Raw genomic sequence first — 17,983 nt, 5'->3', positions numbered from 1 at the left:
AAGCGAAGCAGAAGACGGAGGTTATTATGGCAAATAAACTGTTACATACGCCGGATGGAGTCCGGGATATTTATGGAGTAGAGTGTACAAGAAAGGCGGCTGTGCAGGAAAAGATGTTAAAGGTTTTTCATCTGTGCGGATATCAGGACATTGAAACTCCAACCTTTGAATTTTTTGATATTTTCAACGAATCCCGGGGAAGTGTCAAGGCAAAGGAGATGTTTAAGTTTTTTGACAGGGATAACCATACCTTAGTGCTGCGTCCGGATGAGACGCCTGCCATAGCCAGATGTGCGGCAAAATATTTTCTGGACGAGGATATGCCCATCCGTCTTTGCTATATGGAGAGAACCTTTATCAATAACTCCAGCTATCAGGGAAGGCTAAAGGAAGCCAGCCAGACCGGAGTGGAATTTATTGGTGATGATTCTGCGGATGCAGATGCAGAGATCCTTTCCATGGTGATTAAGGCCTTGAAGGCAGCAGGCCTTACGGAATTCCAGGTGGAATTAGGCGAAGTGGATTTTTTCAAAGGGCTCATAGAAGAGGCCGGCATGGACGAGGAAATGGAAGAGGCCCTAAGGGAGCTTATTGAAAATAAAAATTATTTTGGTGTAGAAGAACTGGTGATGGCCCAGCCCATTTCAGAGGAGTTAAAGCAGGTATTTTTAAAGCTTCCGGAGCTGTTCGGTTCCCTGGATCAGATCCAGGCGGCCCGGGAACTGACTTCCAATAAAAGGGCGCTGAAGGCGATTGAACGTTTGGAGGAGGTACACCGGATTCTTGAATATTACGGGCTTTCTGATTACGTTTCCTATGATCTTGGCATGCTGAGCCAGTACCAGTATTATACCGGAATTATTTTTAAGGCTTATACTTATGGAACCGGAGATTACGTAGTCAATGGCGGCAGATATGATAAGCTCCTGGAACAGTTTGGAAAGGATGCTCCTGCCGTGGGATTCGGAATATCGGTGGATGAGCTTTTGCTGGCTCTTTCCAGGCAGAAGATCGAGATGAAGGTTGATCTGGTGAATACCATGATCCTTTATGAGAAGGAAGCCAGGGAAAATGCTATCCGCCTTTCCGGCCATTTCAGAGGTTCCGGCATGGCAGTTCAGCTCCAGCTGAAAGATCCGGGCCGTTCCATTGAAGACTATCAGGCATACGCACGGCGCAGAGATTTAAATAATCTGCTGTATCTGGATCACAGCGGGTTTTCCGTAAAGGTCATGAACCTTATTCTGGACCGGACCGATGAGATACCGCTGTCGGAATATTTAAGATAAATGGGGGAGCGTATGAGATATCTGACTTTTGCCCTGGCAAAGGGGCGGCTTGCAAAACAGTCACTTGAAATGTTCGAAAAAATCGGGATCACCTGCGAAGAGATGAAGGACAAGGACTCCCGGAAGCTGATCTTCACCAACGAGGAGCTGGGCGTACGGTTCTTTCTTGCAAAGGCCAGTGATGTGCCTACTTATGTAGAATATGGGGCGGCTGATCTTGGTGTGGTAGGAAAGGATACCATCCTGGAAGAAGGAAGAAAGCTTTATGAGGTCATGAACCTGGGGATGGGAAATTGCAGAATGTGTGTCTGCGGCCCTCCATCGGCAGGGGAACTTTTAAAGCATCATGAAAGGATTCGTGTTGCCACCAAATATCCGGCTATTGCCAAGGACTATTTTTACAATAAAAAGCATCAGACAGTTGAGATCATAAAGCTTAACGGCTCCATTGAACTGGCGCCTATTGTAGGGCTTTCCGAGGTCATTGTGGACATCGTGGAAACGGGAACCACCCTTAAGGAAAACGGGCTTACGGTATTGGAGGAAATCTGTCCATTGTCCGCCCGCATGGTTGTCAACCAGGTAAGTATGAAACGGGAAAACGACAGGATCACAAAGCTGATCCATGATCTGCGTACCCTGCTGCAGGAGGAAAACCGATGAGAATTGTAAAGCTTAACGAAACTTCCAGACAAAATATTCTTGCTGATTTATTAAAAAGAGATCCTAATAATTACGGCGCATATGCCGATACGGTTCAGGAAATCGTGGAAACGGTAAAAAGGGATGGAGATAAGGCGGTATTTGCCTATACAGGAGAATTTGATAAGGCGGAAATAAACAAAGAAAACCTTAAGGTGACAGAGCAGGAAATTGAGGAAGCCATGAAGGAAGTGGATCCCGGGCTTATGGAGATCCTTCAAAAATCCATGAAAAATATCCGGCAGTTTCACGAAAAACAGAGACAGTACAGTTGGTTTGACAGTAAACCGGATGGCACCATCCTGGGCCAGAAGATCACTCCCTTAGAAAGCGTGGGCGTTTATGTTCCGGGCGGAAAGGCTGCTTATCCGTCTTCGGTTCTGATGAATATCATTCCGGCAGAAGTGGCAGGAGTGAAACGCATTGCCATGGTGACTCCGCCGGGAAAGGATGGAAAAATCAATCCTGTTACATTAACGGCTGCTCATCTGGCGGGAGTTACGGAGGTTTATAAGGTGGGCGGAGCACAGGCTGTGGCGGCTCTTGCCTTTGGAACGGAATCCATCCCTAAGGTCAACAAGATTGTAGGGCCTGGGAATATTTTTGTGGCTTTGGCGAAAAAAGCGGTTTACGGGCATGTGAGCATTGACAGCATAGCAGGACCAAGTGAGATCCTGGTGCTTGCAGATGAGAGCGCCAATCCCCGTTTTGTGGCTGCGGATTTGCTGTCCCAGGCAGAGCATGATGAACTGGCTTCCGCTATTTTAGTAACCACCAGCATGGAGTTTGCTGAGCGGGTATCAGAGGAAATAGAAGTCTTTACCAGAGAACTGCCACGCAGGGAGATCATTGAAAAGTCCCTGGATAATTACGGCTATATTCTTGTGGCAGATACCATGAAGGAAGCCATTGAGACAGTTAATGAGATCGCTCCGGAGCATCTGGAGATTATTACCAGGAATCCGTTTGAGGATATGACCAGGGTTCAGAATGCAGGCGCAATCTTTATTGGGGAATACAGCTCAGAGCCTTTGGGAGATTATTTTGCCGGACCAAACCATGTGCTGCCTACCAATGGCACAGCTAAATTTTTCTCAGCCCTCAGTGTAGATGATTTTATAAAGAAATCAAGCATTATTTATTACTCAAAGGAAGCTTTGGAAGAGATCCACAAGGACATTGAAGCTTTTGCCGAGTCAGAGCATTTGACCGCCCACGCCAATTCTGTGAAAGTACGTTTCTCCACGTAAGCAATGAGCAGTGGGAGCGCCACTGCGGACTTATCCAACAATAAAGTGATGAAAGAAGGTTGAACGATGGGACGAAGTGCAGATATTTCCCGGGTAACCCGTGAGACAGATATCCGGCTGAGCCTTGACTTAGACGGCAGCGGAAAGGCTGAGATCCATACGGGGATTGGATTTTTTGATCACATGTTAAACAGCTTTGCCCGTCATGGCTTTTTTGATTTAACCCTGTCGGTAAAAGGGGATCTTGAGGTAGATACCCACCATACCGTTGAAGATACAGGCATTGTCCTGGGAACTGCCATCAAACAGGCCCTTGGTGATAAAAAATCCATAAAACGTTACGGCAGTATGATCCTTCCCATGGATGAAACTCTGGTCCTCTGTGCCGTTGACCTGTCCGGCAGACCATATTTAGGCTACGACGTTTTGCTTACGGGAGAACGGGTGGGGGATTTTGAAACAGAAATGTTAAAGGAATTTTTCTATGCTGTTTCTTATGCTTCCGAAATGAACCTGCATATCAGGAAACTGGCAGGAGAGAATAACCACCATGTGATCGAGGGGACTTTCAAGGCTTTTGCAAAGGCTCTTGATGAAGCAACGTCCCCTGACCAGAGAATCTCAGGTGTATTGTCCACAAAGGGAACATTATAAAGGAGAATCCATATGCAGCTTTATCCAGCAATTGATTTAAAAGACGGGCAGTGCGTCCGTTTGAAACAGGGAGAATTTAAGGAAATCACCGTTTATTCCCAAAAGCCGGAGGAGGTAGCTGCCCTCTGGCAGTCCCAGGGAGCCACGTTTCTTCATCTTGTGGACTTAGACGGGGCTTTGGCCGGCCGTTCAGTAAATGATAAGGTGATCAAAAAAATAACGGATACCGTTTCCATACCAATCGAAATAGGCGGCGGCATCCGAAGCGAAGAGGCGATTGAATCCATGCTTTCCCTGGGAGTTGCCAGGGTGATCATCGGGACAAAGGCCGCCGAACATCCGGAATTTATCCGGGACATGGTGAAAAAGTTCGGGCAGGATCGGATCGTGGCAGGTGTTGACGCAAAGGATGGAATGGTGGCAGTGGAAGGCTGGGAAAAGATCAGCGGAATTTCTGCATCAGAGCTTTGCAGCCGGATGAAGGAATACGGCGTCCGCCATATCGTTTACACCGACATATCCAGGGATGGGATGATGACGGGTCCCAATGTGGAGTATACGAAAAAGCTGACAGAAGAAACCGGAATGAATATCATTGCATCCGGCGGAATGTCTTCCATGGAAGATTTAAGACAGCTTTACCATGCTGGTGTCTGCGGTGCGATCATTGGGAAGGCGTTGTATGAAAAACGGATCGATTTAAAGGAGGCCATTGAAGCCTTTGAAAAGCAGGATCATCAGGGGAGGATATGATGATGGAGTATAAAAAACTAATTGCAGGTTTTGGAATCCGGGAAGGGAAGGCAGTCAGGCTTGATGACCAGAAGATATGTTATGGGGAAAATCTTTTGAATCTGGCCTGTTTTTACGGAGACAGCGGAGCTGATGAGCTGTTTCTTCATGATCTGTCTGAGTCAGAAGAAGATCATGAACGGACAATCGGCCTTATGAAGGAGATTGCAAGGCTGTCTGATATTCCTTTGATTTTAGGGGGAAGAGTCAGGCGGCTTGAGGATGTAAAGAAATACCTTTATGCAGGTGCAAAGGCAGCGTTTCTTGACGTAAGCCTTGATGAAAATGTGGACTTGATGAAGGAGGCGTCGGACCGGTTCGGAGATGATAAGATTTATGCTTATCTTCCGGACTGTTCGTATTTGGAGCGGACCAAGGAATATGCCCAGCTGGGAGCTTCCGTCATGATCCTTGGTGATACGGGAATCACCGAAGAAAAACTTCAGGCTGTTTCTGCCTGTGAAGAAGCCTTTTTGATCACCGGATGCGGTGAGGATGCGGAGCTTTTTGCCTGTGTCCTTGGAATGGATAATGTAAATGGTCTGGTGGGAAACTTTGACGGAGAAGTGAGCTGCATGGATTTAAAGCAGGATCTAAAAGCCCTGGGAGTGGGCGTTGATACCTTTGAAAGCCCGGTAAGCTTTGACCAGTTTAAGCTGAATGATGATGGACTGATTCCTGTGATCACCCAGGATTACAGGACCGGAGAAGTGCTTATGCTGGCTTACATGAACGAAGAGGCATTTCATGAGACCCTTAAGACCGGCTGCATGACCTATTACAGCAGAAGCCGCAAAAGCCTTTGGCGGAAGGGAGAAACCTCGGGCCACTACCAATACGTGAAATCTCTGGCCCTGGATTGTGACAATGATACGCTGTTAGCGAAAGTAAACCAGATCGGAGCTGCCTGCCATACAGGGGCGAGAAGCTGTTTTTATCAGAATCTGGTTAAAAAGGAGTATCAGGAGAGCAATCCCTTAAAGGTATTTGAAGAGGTGTTTAAAGTAATTCTTGACAGAAAGGCGAATCCAAAGGAAGGTTCCTATACCAATTACCTGTTTGACAAAGGTCTTGACAAGATATTAAAAAAGCTGGGGGAAGAGTCAACGGAAATTGTCATAGCAGCCAAAAACCAAAATCCAGAGGAAGTAAAATACGAAATTTCAGATTTTCTTTATCATATGATGGTGCTGATGGTTTATAAAGGCTTATCCTGGGAAGATATTACCAGGGAATTGTCCAACCGTTAATCTGATAAAAACGCTGGGAAGGCTGTGCTCCTTTTCAGCGTTTTTTGTGTACATAGTGTCATGGACAGCCTTATTGTTCCATGGTATAATAAAATAATTGAAAATATGGGAGGATATGGGAATGAAAGAACAGATGTCCGGCAGGATGAAAAGGATGACAGGGATTTACCGCTGGGTGATGCCGGTCATATTCCTGTATATCACTGCCGTTTCCTTTTTTGGGGCTGGAATGGGAATGAAACTTATGGGCAATGCAAAACCTGATGTGGAACCGACAGAGTTTCATGTATATGACGGAGCAGATATTTACAGCAGGTTAAATGCCCAGATGATGACCCGGGAATTTGCGTCGGATTTTAAGGAAACAAATCACTATTACTTTGCTTATGATGAAAACCTTCTTCCCTATATTGTACAGGTCCATGGAGATTTGTCTGAGGAATATTTAAAGATCCAATCCTACTTGTACGATGAATTCGAGGAGGCGCCGGCGCCGGTGCCGGTGACATTTTACGGCATGTCGTCGCCCATTGAGGATGATATCCGGGAATATGCCATGGAAAGCTATAATGGCATGTGGGGAGAGGAACTTGTAACGGAGGATAATTTTTCGGATTATTTTGGAGAATACTATTTGGATACCACCCAAAAACCGGCCTCCAATGCTTCAGGAACAATTTCACGGTTTTTTTTCTATGGATTTATGGCTGCCCTGGCAGGAACCCTGATTCTGGCAGGAAGTCTTAACAGCCAGAGATTTAAGAGAAGCCGGGCCACATTAAAGGCATGGCCGGCAGAAAAACTGCTTGCATTAGACAGACAGCTTCAAGAGGCTCTTACCACTTCTTATGAAAAGGAACAGCTTTATCTGACAAATGAATATATCATTGCCAATGCAGAGGGATTTGATATCATTCCATACGAGGCCATTGAGCGGATTTACGATACTTCCTCTACAATAGGAAAAAAGCTTATGGTTGAAACAAAGGATCAAAGATACCATACCCTTGCTCTGGAAAAAGGAAAGGGACAAAAGAATAAGGAAGCGTTCCAGGAACTCATCAGTCAGGTGAAAAGGAAGGCTGCGGTTAAAAAAGAAGAATTTCCAGATCATTTTTTGACTGGAGAATATCATATGGGCTCTGAAAATATGGATCCTGAAGCAGTCCTTCAGGTATCCGCTGCTCTGGAGGAGAAGCCGTCTAATCTGCTTTTGGGCGCGATCGGCGCGCTGTTTGCATCTCTTTTGGGAGTAGGACTGTGGGTACTCATCGGTCAGGTGGGATTTGTTGCCGGAATAGCCGGATTTGTTATGTTAAAGCTTGCTTTAGGCGGTTACCAGAAGCTTGGAGGTTCACTGGACAAAAAAGGGGCCGTTATGTGTCTGATCATAACAGCCGGTATGATCACTGGGGCAAATCTATTGGATTATGCAGTATCCATGACAAGGGCATACTTCCAATATGAAGCCAGTTTTGAAACTCTGGCCTATGTCTTTTCAAATTTTGGAAAACTGATGTCTGATATGGATATGTGGAGAGGATTTTTCATTGATCTTGCCGTTGGTTATGGCTTGTCCATATGGTCCATGGCAGGTGCTATAAAAGCCATTTTAAGTATGGAAAAATAAAATATAGAAAAAGAGGCGGTTTTATTATGTCACAAGTGTTAGATAATTTTTTAAAGTATATATCCTTTGACACCCAGTCTAAAGAGGATATGGAGGCAGTTCCAAGTACGGAAAAGCAGCGGGTATTAGCCATGGAACTGGTTTCCCAGCTTAAGGCCATGAAGGCAGAAAATGTCACGGTGGATGAGCACAGCTATGTTTATGCCACCATACCTGCTACCACAGATAAGGCTGTCCCGGTACTTGGTTTTATTGCCCACATGGATACGGCTCCTGCATATTCCGGGGAAGGTGTAAAGCCGCAGATCGTTAAAAACTATGACGGCGGCGATATTCTGATGAATAAGGAGACCGGTCTGATTATGAAAACCAGTGATTTTCCGGATCTTTTAAAGTATAAGGGACAGGATATTATTACAACAGACGGCACCACCCTGCTGGGGGCGGATGACAAGGCCGGAGTTGCTGAGATCATGGCTATGGCAGAGCATCTCTTATCCCATCCGGAGATACCTCATGGAATAATCCGAATTGGCTTTACACCGGATGAAGAGGTTGGAAGAGGTGCTGATTTCTTTGATGTTAAGGGCTTTGGTGCAGATGTGGCCTATACCGTAGATGGCGGCGGATTAGGAGAATTAGAATATGAGAATTTTAATGCGGCTTCTGCAAGGGTCATTGTCCATGGCTCCAGCATACATCCGGGATCTTCCAAAGGAAGGATGAGAAATGCTCTGCTGATGGCCATGGAGTTTCACAACATGCTTCCTTCCGCTGAAAATCCCATGTATACAGAAGGATATGAGGGATTTTATCATTTGGATTCCATGTGCGGAACGGTAGAGGAAGCCCGCATGGATTATATTATCCGGGATCACAGCAAAGAGAGATTTGAAGAGAAAAAGGCATTTATGGAGAGAGTAGCGGAATATCTCAACAGCCGCTATCTGCCTGGAACTATAGACCTTACTCTTAAAGACAGTTACTATAACATGAAGGAAAAAATCCAGCCTCACATGTACCTGATCGACATAGCAAAGGCTTCTATGGAGGATATAGGAATAGAACCTATGGTAACGCCTATCCGCGGAGGCACGGATGGAGCCCGCTTGTCTTATGAGGGCCTTCCCTGTCCAAACCTGTGCACAGGCGGCTATAACTTCCACGGTAAGTTTGAGTTCATCCCTGTTCAGTCCATGGAAAAGGTAGTGGAGCTTCTTCTTAAGATTGTAGAGAAATTTGCGGAAAAGGAATAAAGAGCCAAATGGCATATTAAGTATGCTGGTCTATTATTCAAGCCGATAACCAGGAGATTCTCAACAGGTTATCGGCTTTTTGTCTGCATTGCAGCAATAAATTTCAGCGTAATGCTATCTGCGGTATTCCAAACACCATTTAATACAATAAAAAGCTGTGGATACAACAAGCAATATTGTTAGCAGCAGTACGCTGACAAAATATATACTGATATATTCATGGGTAAATAGTGAGAAAAATCTAACTCCCCCAATTATCGCTATAATGACAATCAAACCGCCAATCAATATTTTATATGATGTTTTCGCTGCTTCGGATACGATTACTTTTTCTCGTTCGTCTGAATATGACAGTTCGGAATTATCTTTTTTGTTCCATTTGAGTTTTTTTCCAGTAATATGATAAACAACTGGATATATAATCAGGTAAATAACCAGTAGTATGGGATAGACTGTAAAAGTTCCCCGAAATCCCATTGTTTCAATTTGGTAAATTTCTGAAAAAGGAAACAAAAAAGTCAGGCCAAACAGTAGAAATAATATTATGTTACCAACACTTATAAATATAGTTTTTTTCATTAGATATTCTCCTTCTTAAATATTTGTTCAATCGGTGCTTCCAGCACCTCAGATATCCGCATAGCCAAAAGCAGAGAGGGTACATAACTGCCTTTTTCCAAAGAAATGATGGTTTGTCTGGTGACGCCAACCAGTTCAGCCAGTTTTCCCTGTGATATATCCTTTTGTGTTCGTAGATCTTTTACGGTATTAGATAATGTTTCCATAGTCTCCTCCTTTCAGCTATAGTATAGTTGATTTTACATGTAAAGTCAACTATACATATGAAAAAAAATAAAAAAGAGGTACTTTTTGTATCTATTTGATTTCTTATGTACCCTGACCGGCCGAATCATCTCCCTTGGAGGAACAGCTGATTGTATACAGAAAAGTGCATCAGATCCTTTCTAATACAGGAGTCAGCATTGTAACGCCCTACATACTACCCTTGTACTTGCTGCAGGAATGTACTATAATGTTAGGAGTCCATGGGCATCAGGCAGTAAGGAGATATTAGCATATGGGAAATGAAACAAGAATAAAGTTTACTGACCACATCGGATTTCACATGCTTTTGGCAGCAACAGGCGGACTTATGGATGCGTATTCTTATGTTGAAAGAGGCAATGTATTTGCCACAGGCCAGACCGGGAATTTTGTGCTGGTTGCAATCCGGTTTCTCTCAAAGAATTATAAAGGAATGGGTGAGGCATGTGTGCCTATCGGAGCATTCTGGATAGGCATTTTCCTTGCAAGACATTTTTATTATAAAATTTATAATGAGAAACACACCAATTGGATATCGGGTATTTTATTTCTGGAAATTGCCGTATTATTTTTGGTCGGCTTTATCCCCAATACCCTGCCCCACTTATTTGCCAATACAGCAGTATCATTTGCCGCTGCGGTTCAATTTTGTACTTTTCGAAACTTTGGAGGGAATGCCACCTACGCGCCGGTTTTTTGTACGGGAAATATGCGTTCCTGTGCGGAAATGTATTACGAAGGCTTTGTCAGAAAGAACAGAAGGTGCCGGAAAAGGGCATATCATTACACGGGAATCCTGTCAGCCTTTTTCGTAGGAGCACTTTTGGGAGCGGGGTTGTCTGCCTGGCTGGGAGAAAAGGCGATTTGGATGGCTTGCGTGCTGTTATTAGTATCGTGGAAAACAGTTGACGTGGAAAAGAAATTCCAAAAAGCAAGGCAGCCTCTGCTTTTGTAAACGGCGGGATCCCGGGAACGTAAAAAAGACCCCATGGATCGCTGCCTTTTTCTGTGCTCGCTGGTTTTTTTTGTGTCCGAGTTTACCCAGGTAATTTAGGAGTTGATTAATCATCAAAAGTATCCTATAATTATGCAAAGTATCATCATGTGATGATTTGTTGGAAAAAATAAAGAGATTGCACTATGGGACAATCGCTGGCTTTCATCAGGAAAGCCTAAAACCTGAGTTCCAATAAGGATAATATTTTATAACAGATATCTACTAAAAAGATTCATAAACTGCAAATAATAAAAAGGAATGACCATGAGAAAACTAGCATTAAGCGATGAGATTTTATTGAGTATTGAAAAACCGGCCCGTTATATCGGCGGCGAGGTAAATATGGTTAAAAAGGACCTGTCTGCCGCGGACATCCGCTTTGCCATGTGTTTCCCCGACGTTTATGAGATCGGGATGTCCCATTTGGGAATGCAGATTTTATATGATATGTTTAACCGCAGAGAGGATATTTACTGTGAACGCATCTTTTCACCCTGGACGGATTTAGACCAGATCATGAGGGAGCAGAATATTCCTCTTTTTGCTTTGGAATCCCAGGACCCTATTAAGAAATTTGATTTTATCGGAATTACCCTCCAATATGAAATGTGCTATACAAACATCCTGCAGGTTCTTGATTTGGGACAAATCCCCCTTCACTGGGCGGACCGGACGGAGGAAGATCCCATTATCATAGGCGGCGGCCCATGTGCATACAATCCTGAGCCTTTGGCGGAGTTTTTTGACATGTTCTACATCGGCGAAGGAGAAACCGTTTATTTTGAGCTTATGGACCGTTATAAGGAAAATAAGAAAAACGGAGGAAGCCGCCGGGAATTTCTGGAGATGGTCTCGGAGATAGAGGGGATCTATGTGCCGGCTTTTTATGATGTGACCTATAAAGAGGACGGCACCATAGAGAGCATGAAGCCTAACAATCCTCATGCAAAGGAAAAAATAACAAAGCAGATGGTTGTTACCATGGATGAGGCTTATTATATTGAAAAGCCGGTGGTTCCTTTTATCAAGGTGACCCAGGACAGGGTGGTCCTGGAAGTCATGAGGGGCTGCATCAGGGGCTGCCGTTTCTGTCAGGCCGGCAATGTTTACCGTCCTTTAAGGGAACACAGCCTGGAATATTTAAAGGATTATGCCTGCAAGCTGTTAAAGAGCACAGGGCATGAGGAAATCTCACTAAGCTCTTTAAGTTCCAGTGATTACAGCCATTTAGAGGGAATTGTGAATTTCCTGATCGATGAATTTAAGGACAAGGGGGTCAATATTTCCCTGCCTTCCCTTCGTATCGACGCTTTTTCCCTTGATGTCATGAGCAAGGTCCAGGATATCAGAAAGAGCAGTCTGACCTTTGCCCCTGAGGCCGGTTCCCAAAGACTTCGTGATGTAATTAACAAAGGGCTGACGGAAGAGATCATTTTAAAAGGAGCGGGAGAAGCCTTCCAAGGCGGCTGGAACCGGGTAAAGCTTTACTTTATGCTGGGACTCCCCACAGAGACCGTAGAGGACATGGAAGGGATTGCAGAGCTGTCCGAAAAGGTGGCAGAGGTCTACTATGAGATTCCCAAGGACCAGAGAAACGGAAAGGTTCAGGTAGTAGCAAGCTCCTCTTTCTTTGTTCCAAAGCCCTTTACTCCATTCCAGTGGGCGAGGATGTGCACAAAAGAGGAATTTTTAGAGAGAGCTTATATTGTTAAAGATAAATTTAAAAAGATGTTGAATCAGAAGAGCTTAAAATACAATTATCATGAAGCTGATTTGACGGTCCTGGAAGGCGTTTTGGCCCGCGGGGACAGAAAAATCTCCGCTTTGATAGAAGAAGTCTATAAAAATGGTGCCATTTATGATTCCTGGTCAGAACATTTTAAAAATGATATCTGGATGAAGGCATTTGAGACCTGCGGCTTAGATGCAGATTTCTATACGGTCAGAGAAAGAGACTTAGAAGAAGTGTTCCCCTGGGACTTTATTGATCCGGGTGTGTCAAAAGAATTTTTAAAGAGAGAATGGCAGAATGCCATCAATGAGAAAGTCACCCCCAACTGCAGGGAAAGATGTTCAGGCTGCGGGGCTATGGATTTCAAGGGAGGTGTCTGCTATGAAGCTTAGAATCAAGTTTTCCAAGCAAGGTCCGGTCAAATTTGTGGGACATCTGGATGTGATGCGTTATTTCCAGAAGGCCATGAGAAGGGCCGGCGTTGATATTAAATACAGCGAAGGCTTCAGTCCTCATCAGATCATGTCTTTTGCAGCGCCTCTAGGAGTAGGGCTTACCAGCAATGGAGAATACATGGACATTGAAGTTCATTCCATGGAAGATTGCAAAACCATGATGGACCAGTTAAATGAAGTAATGGCAGAGGGAATCCGGATCACGGAATGCCATATGCTTAATGAACGGGCGAAAAACGCCATGTCACTGGTTGCTGCGGCGGACTATACCCTGACGTTTCGGGAAGGAAAGCAGCCAAAAGATCTGGACGCATTTTTAAAGGGCCTTTTGGAATTTGTGAAGCAGGAGCATATCCTCATTATCAAAAAGACGAAAAAAGGCGAAAGAGAAGTGGACTTAAAAGATTTTATCTATGAACTCTCGGTCCAGGGAGAGACCATCTTTATGAAGGTGTCTGCCGGAAGCGCAGATAATTTAAAGCCTGAGCTGGTGATGGAGGCTTATTATCAGTGGTTGGGACAGACCTGCCCGGAGTTTGCCTTCCAGATCCAGAGAGAAGAGGTCTACGGCAACACGGGAGATGAAGAACATAGAATACTTGTGCCTTTAGGGCTTATAGGAGAATCCCTTGAATAAGTTAATCATAACAAGATGGAACGGCTCGGTCATCACCCTTTTTCAGTCAGGAAAAGAAACGGTTCAGGTGGACATTGAGCCGCAGGAAAACCAGTCCGTTCTGGGCAACATCTATATTGGAAAAGTTAATCACATCGTTAAAAACATCAATGCTGCTTTTGTAGATATGGGAGGAGGGCAGATGGGATATTTAAGCCTGTCTGATGCCAGTATCCATTTTGCAGACCAGAGGCCCTATGACGGAAAGCTGCGTCAGGGTGATGAAATCATCGTCCAGGTAGAACGGGATGCGGTGAAGACAAAGGCTCCGGTTCTCACCGGAAACTTAAATTTTACCGGCCGCTATTTCGTCCTGACCTCTGGAAAGAAGCAGATTGGCTTTTCGTCTAAGATTGCGGACCAGGCATGGAAACAGGAGATAAAGCCATTTCTGGAATCCAGGAAAGAAGAAGACTTCGGCATAATTGTCCGCACCAATGCCTATAAGGTTCCAAAAGAGGAGCTGGAATCGGAACTGATCCAGTTAAAGGAATCTTTTAAGATGATGCTGGACAATGCAAAGCACAGAACCTGCTACAGTCTTCTTTACAGCTCGGCTCCTTCCTACTTAACTGGCTTAAGGGACAGCCTTAAGTCTTCCCTGGAAGCAGTCATTACCGATGAACCGGATATTTACCAGGCTGTAAAAGAATACCTTACCCAGTTCCAGCCGGAAGACTTAGGGCTTCTTACATGGTATGAGGACAGTCTCCTTCCCTTAAGAAAACTTTACCGGATAGAAAAGACCATGGAAGAGGCCCTGGGGAAAAGGGTCTGGCTGAAATCAGGAGGTTACCTGGTCATCGAACCTACAGAAGCCCTGGTAGTCATTGATGTAAATACGGGAAAGTATTCCGGGAAAAAAGAACTCAGGGAAACCATCAAAAAGGTCAACCTGGAGGCTGCCGAGGAAATCGGACATCAGCTGCGTCTCAGGAATTTATCCGGTATCATTATTATTGATTTTATTGATATGGAAGCAGAAGAAGACCGGCGAATCCTTATGGAGCGTCTAGAGAGGATTTTGTCCAAAGATCCGGTCAAGACGACTGTTGTTGAAATGACAAAATTAAATCTGGTGGAAGTGACCAGAAAAAAAATGCGAAAGCCTCTTTATGAGCAGGCATTGCAGATGAAGGAGAAGGTTTTATTATGAAGATCATTATAGTGGGTTGTGGTAAGGTGGGAACAACCCTGGCAGAGCAGCTGAATAACGAACATCACGATATTATGCTCATTGATAAAAACGCCGATGTCATTAACTCTATTACAGAGAGAATAGACGTCATGGGCGTCGTGGGAAATGGGGCGGTTTATAAAGTGCAGATGGAGGCAGGAATTCAGGAGACAGATCTTTTAATTGCAACAACCAATTCCGACGAGCTGAATATGCTTTGCTGCCTGATTGCAAAGAAAGCAGGAGGCTGCCATACCATTGCCAGGATCCGTAATCCGGAATATCACTCTGAGATCAACTATATCAGGGAGGAACTGGGGCTTTCCATGGCCATTAACCCGGAGATGGCTGCGGCCATGGAAATCGCCAGGCTGCTGCGTTTTCCATCTGCAATCAAAATTGATACCTTTGCCAAGGGCAGGATTGAGATCTTAAAATTCCGTGTGCCGGATCACTCCATCCTTCATAACATGAAGGTGCGGGAGGTCCTGACCATGCTTCACTGCAATGTGCTGATCTGTGCCATTGAGCACGGCAGCGAAGTCATCATACCAAGCGGTGAATCCGTTATGACGGCAGGAGATAAGATCTCCTTTATCGCATCCCCTGCAGAAGCCAACGAATTCTTCAAGCAGGTAGGGATTGATAATAATACAATTCGAACAGCAATGCTGGTAGGCGGCGGAAAGATTACATATTACGTTGCCAAATTATTGGAAAATACAAAAATTAACGTTAAGATTCTGGAGCAGAATATGGAACGCTGCAATGAGCTGAGTGAGCTTCTGCCAAGGGCTATGGTCATTCATGGAGATGCTTCCAATCAGGAGCTGCTTCTTCAGGAAGGAATCGGACAAATCGATGCCTTTGCTTCTCTTACGGGCTTTGACGAAGAAAACATCATGCTTTCACTTTATGCAGCAAGCCAGTCCAAGGCAAAGCTTATTACTAAGGTGAACCGGATCGCTTTTGAAAATGTCATTGATTCCATGAATTTAGGCAGTGTGATCTATCCCAAGCTCATCACAGCTGAAACCATTCTCCAGTATGTCCGCGCCATGCAGAATTCTATGGGAAGTAATGTAGAAACCCTTTATAAAATCGTGGCGGACAGGGCGGAAGCCCTGGAATTCCGTGTGGCAAATGAACCAAGTATCGTAGGGATACCACTTGAAACGCTTGAGCTTAAAAATAACCTTCTTGTAGCCTTCATCAACCGGAATGGACGTTTTATCAGTCCCCGTGGAAAGGATACCCTGGAAGAAGGCGACCGGGTAATCGTAGTCACCACGGTGACCGGGCTCAATGATTTAAAGGACATACTAAGGTAGGAAAAGGCGAAAAGGCTATGAATAAAAAAGTTATCATCTATATGATGGGCTGGATTTTAAATATTGAGGCAGCTTTTATGTTGCTGCCGTGTATCACAGCATTGATTTATAAGGAAACGTGTGGTTATTGGTTTCTGGCAGTTATGGCGGTCTGCGGAGGCATCGGGTTTATTTTCACCCGCAAAAAGCCTGAAAACATGGTTTTCTTTGCAAAAGAAGGCTTTGTTACTGTTGCACTAAGCTGGATCGTATTAAGCTTTTTTGGGGCAATGCCCTTTTACTTGAGTGGGGAAATCCCCAGGTTTGAAGATGCCATGTTTGAGGTTATTTCCGGCTTTACCACAACAGGCTCCAGCGTTTTGCCGGATGTGGAATCTCTTTCCCAATGTATGATCATATGGAGGAGCTTTACCCACTGGATCGGCGGTATGGGGGTTCTGGTATTTATTTTATCCATCCTTCCTCTTGCCGGCGGTTATAATATGTATATTATGAAGGCGGAAAGCCCTGGCCCTTCCGTAGGAAAACTAGTGCCCAAGGTACGGACGACCGCTAAAATCCTTTATACGATCTATTTATTTATGACGGTGCTGCAAGTCATCCTTCTTCTGATAGGAGGTATGTCCCTTTTTGATTCACTGGCAATCAGCTTTGGCACAGCCGGTACAGGCGGATTTGGCATCAAGAACAGCAGCATGGCTTTTTATGACAGTTATTATCTGCAGGGAGTTGTCACCGTATTTATGATTTTATTCGGTATAAACTTTAATGTATATCACCTGCTTTTAACCCGTCATCCAAAGGAGGCCTTCCGTTGTGAGGAAGCCAGGGCATATCTGGGAATCATTGCAGTGTCTGTTTTGTTTATTACATTAAATATTCGCGGCAGCTTTGGAAGCCTGTTTTCTGCTTTTCATCATGCAGCATTCCAGGTGGCTTCGATTATTACCACAACGGGTTATTCCACCGTTGACTTTGATTTATGGCCGGAATTTTCAAAAGGGGTCCTGGTGGCTCTCATGTTTATTGGTGCTTGTGCAGGAAGTACGGGCGGAGGCTTTAAGGTATCACGAGTCGTTATCCTTTTAAAGGCTGTTAAAAAGGAACTGGCATCCATGCTCCATCCCAGAAGCGTGAAGATTATAAAGCTGGAGGGAAAGCCCGTTGAACATAATGTGCTCCGGTCCATCAATACATTTTTAGGTGCTTACATCGTGATTTTTACAGTTTCCGTTCTGATCGTCAGTCTGGATAACTTTGATTTCACCACCAATTTTACCGCCGTAGCAGCAACCTTTAATAACATCGGGCCAGGACTGGCAGGGGCCGGTCCTCTCCAGAACTTTTCCCATTTTTCTGCTTTGTCCAAATATGTTATGATGTTTGACATGCTGGCGGGACGTTTGGAGGTATTCCCAATGCTATTGATTTTTGCACCTTCTACATGGAAAAATAATTAATATATAGAAAAGGCCGCAGATTTTTGAAGCTCTGCGGCCTTGTTTCGTGGATAGAAAAATGAAATGTTACTGGATTTCCTTTGTGCATTTTTCCGGAATACTGGTGTTTCCGTTATGGTTGCCGCAGTAAACTCCTTTCTTTATTGGCGCGAATAAAAAGCCCAGGACGCAGCCCAACAGAAGTGCCGACACGATTGATAATCGTTTTTCAGCTAAACTCCACTCTCTGTTAAAAAAGATTCTCATAGTCTGATCTCCTTTCATATGCTTATGAAAAATTTTTAGGTTCATAACTGTTCTTATAATAAAAATGATCATGATGATAATCCACGGAATCATAGCAGTTATGGCACCGGAAGGCTGGCAGCACGGTAAGCCAAATGTTTCTTTTGCCGACAACATGTCCCCTTGTTTTATCTTACGGCTTCTATTATACTAGGTGTCAGAAAGAAATACAAGAAAAAGCCAGGCTGCAGGCGGGAAAGCTGATTATTTTTTATTTAAAAG

General features: G+C 44.4%; 17 protein-coding genes. 14 read left to right on the top strand and 3 right to left on the bottom strand.

Annotated elements, in window-relative coordinates:
- Positions 1 to 26 precede the first annotated feature (26 nt).
- From hisZ to pepT, 8 genes are all read left to right on the top strand, one after another.
- Complete coding sequence (hisZ, locus tag ABFV83_RS07035) at positions 27 to 1,289, top strand: ATP phosphoribosyltransferase regulatory subunit (protein ID WP_349948196.1); 1,263 nt, start codon at positions 27 to 29, stop codon at positions 1,287 to 1,289.
- Positions 1,290 to 1,301: 12 nt separating this feature from the next.
- Positions 1,302 to 1,952, top strand: coding sequence for an ATP phosphoribosyltransferase (hisG, locus tag ABFV83_RS07030; RefSeq protein ID WP_349948195.1), 651 nt, complete (start codon positions 1,302 to 1,304; stop codon positions 1,950 to 1,952).
- On the top strand, positions 1,949 to 3,241 hold the full coding sequence (hisD, locus tag ABFV83_RS07025) for a histidinol dehydrogenase (RefSeq protein WP_349948194.1): 1,293 nt from the start codon (positions 1,949 to 1,951) through the stop codon (positions 3,239 to 3,241). Before hisG ends, hisD begins: the two co-directional genes overlap by 4 nt.
- 66 nt (positions 3,242 to 3,307) lie before the next feature.
- Positions 3,308 to 3,895, top strand: coding sequence for an imidazoleglycerol-phosphate dehydratase HisB (gene hisB, locus ABFV83_RS07020; RefSeq protein WP_349948193.1), 588 nt, complete (start codon positions 3,308 to 3,310; stop codon positions 3,893 to 3,895).
- Between the two features lie 12 nt (positions 3,896 to 3,907).
- Positions 3,908 to 4,648 carry a 1-(5-phosphoribosyl)-5-[(5-phosphoribosylamino)methylideneamino]imidazole-4-carboxamide isomerase gene (gene hisA / locus ABFV83_RS07015; protein WP_349948192.1) on the top strand — a complete coding sequence of 247 codons (741 nt, stop codon included), beginning with the start codon at positions 3,908 to 3,910 and terminating at the stop codon, positions 4,646 to 4,648.
- Complete coding sequence (gene hisIE, locus ABFV83_RS07010; protein WP_349948191.1) at positions 4,648 to 5,937, top strand: bifunctional phosphoribosyl-AMP cyclohydrolase/phosphoribosyl-ATP diphosphatase HisIE; 1,290 nt, start codon at positions 4,648 to 4,650, stop codon at positions 5,935 to 5,937. The genes hisA and hisIE overlap by 1 nt, the downstream gene beginning before the upstream one ends.
- A 121-nt stretch (positions 5,938 to 6,058) precedes the next feature.
- Positions 6,059 to 7,567, top strand: a complete 1,509-nt coding sequence (locus ABFV83_RS07005) for a hypothetical protein (protein ID WP_349948190.1) — start codon at positions 6,059 to 6,061, stop codon at positions 7,565 to 7,567.
- Between the two features lie 26 nt (positions 7,568 to 7,593).
- Positions 7,594 to 8,823 (top strand): peptidase T, encoded by a 1,230-nt coding sequence (gene pepT / locus ABFV83_RS07000; protein ID WP_349948189.1) that lies wholly within the window; start codon positions 7,594 to 7,596, stop codon positions 8,821 to 8,823.
- Between the two features lie 114 nt (positions 8,824 to 8,937).
- On the opposite strand, the gene ABFV83_RS06995 is transcribed toward pepT, so the two are convergent.
- Positions 8,938 to 9,402 carry a hypothetical protein gene (locus tag ABFV83_RS06995; protein ID WP_349948188.1) on the bottom strand — a complete coding sequence of 155 codons (465 nt, stop codon included), beginning with the start codon at positions 9,400 to 9,402 and terminating at the stop codon, positions 8,938 to 8,940.
- The gene (locus ABFV83_RS06990) at positions 9,402 to 9,608 is read right to left on the bottom strand and encodes a helix-turn-helix domain-containing protein (protein ID WP_054737698.1); all 207 of its coding nucleotides are present in this window, start codon (positions 9,606 to 9,608) and stop codon (positions 9,402 to 9,404) included. Before ABFV83_RS06990 ends, ABFV83_RS06995 begins: the two co-directional genes overlap by 1 nt.
- Positions 9,609 to 9,901: 293 nt before the next feature.
- Between ABFV83_RS06990 and ABFV83_RS06985 the strand changes: the two genes are divergently transcribed.
- From ABFV83_RS06985 to ABFV83_RS06960, 6 genes are all read left to right on the top strand, one after another.
- The gene (locus tag ABFV83_RS06985; RefSeq protein WP_349948187.1) at positions 9,902 to 10,603 is read left to right on the top strand and encodes a YoaK family protein; all 702 of its coding nucleotides are present in this window, start codon (positions 9,902 to 9,904) and stop codon (positions 10,601 to 10,603) included.
- A gap of 306 nt (positions 10,604 to 10,909) precedes the next feature.
- Positions 10,910 to 12,769, top strand: a complete 1,860-nt coding sequence (locus ABFV83_RS06980) for a TIGR03960 family B12-binding radical SAM protein (protein WP_349948186.1) — start codon at positions 10,910 to 10,912, stop codon at positions 12,767 to 12,769.
- On the top strand, positions 12,759 to 13,469 hold the full coding sequence (locus ABFV83_RS06975; RefSeq protein ID WP_349948185.1) for a TIGR03936 family radical SAM-associated protein: 711 nt from the start codon (positions 12,759 to 12,761) through the stop codon (positions 13,467 to 13,469). The genes ABFV83_RS06980 and ABFV83_RS06975 overlap by 11 nt, the downstream gene beginning before the upstream one ends.
- On the top strand, positions 13,462 to 14,664 hold the full coding sequence (locus ABFV83_RS06970; protein ID WP_349948184.1) for a ribonuclease E/G: 1,203 nt from the start codon (positions 13,462 to 13,464) through the stop codon (positions 14,662 to 14,664). Before ABFV83_RS06975 ends, ABFV83_RS06970 begins: the two co-directional genes overlap by 8 nt.
- Positions 14,661 to 16,016, top strand: a complete 1,356-nt coding sequence (gene trkA, locus ABFV83_RS06965; protein WP_349948183.1) for a Trk system potassium transporter TrkA — start codon at positions 14,661 to 14,663, stop codon at positions 16,014 to 16,016. Before ABFV83_RS06970 ends, trkA begins: the two co-directional genes overlap by 4 nt.
- A 17-nt stretch (positions 16,017 to 16,033) precedes the next feature.
- Positions 16,034 to 17,476, top strand: coding sequence for a TrkH family potassium uptake protein (locus tag ABFV83_RS06960; RefSeq protein WP_349948182.1), 1,443 nt, complete (start codon positions 16,034 to 16,036; stop codon positions 17,474 to 17,476).
- Positions 17,477 to 17,542: 66 nt separating this feature from the next.
- Here the strand turns inward: ABFV83_RS06960 and ABFV83_RS06955 are convergent, their stop codons facing one another.
- Positions 17,543 to 17,722: a hypothetical protein gene (locus ABFV83_RS06955; protein WP_349948181.1), complete on the bottom strand. Its 180-nt coding sequence runs from the start codon at positions 17,720 to 17,722 to the stop codon at positions 17,543 to 17,545.
- Positions 17,723 to 17,983 lie beyond the last annotated feature (261 nt).

The organism is Lacrimispora sp. BS-2 (assembly GCF_040207125.1).
GTDB lineage: Bacteria > Bacillota > Clostridia > Lachnospirales > Lachnospiraceae > Lacrimispora.
The sequence above is the reverse complement of the archived record's forward strand: the minus strand, read 5'-3'. Positions and strand labels throughout refer to the sequence as shown.